General features: G+C 49.3%; 1 protein-coding gene. It reads left to right on the top strand.

What is annotated here, in order from left to right:
- A partial coding sequence (locus AB4486_RS22505; protein ID WP_372118689.1) for a cadherin-like domain-containing protein occupies positions 1–215 on the top strand: 215 nt, incomplete at both ends.

The raw sequence follows: 215 nt of genomic DNA, 5'->3' as shown, positions 1-215 counted from the left end.
GGTGACCTAGCGTACTCAATCGATGAAGACGGTTCTATCCGTTTAAGCCAAGAGCAATTGCTATCACAAGCATCTGACGTAGAGGGCGATGACCTTACTGCTAGCGGCCTAACGGTTGGTGGAGATGCGACGGTTGTAGCTAATGATGACGGCAGCTTCACCATCACGCCAGATGAGAACTTCAATGGTGACATCGATATCAGCTTCGATATCTC

It is taken from the genome of Vibrio sp. 10N.222.55.C6, assembly GCF_041473395.1.
Lineage (GTDB): Bacteria > Pseudomonadota > Gammaproteobacteria > Enterobacterales > Vibrionaceae > Vibrio > Vibrio crassostreae_C.
Note: the sequence above shows the minus strand (reverse complement) of the source record. Positions and strands in the feature narration are given on the sequence as shown.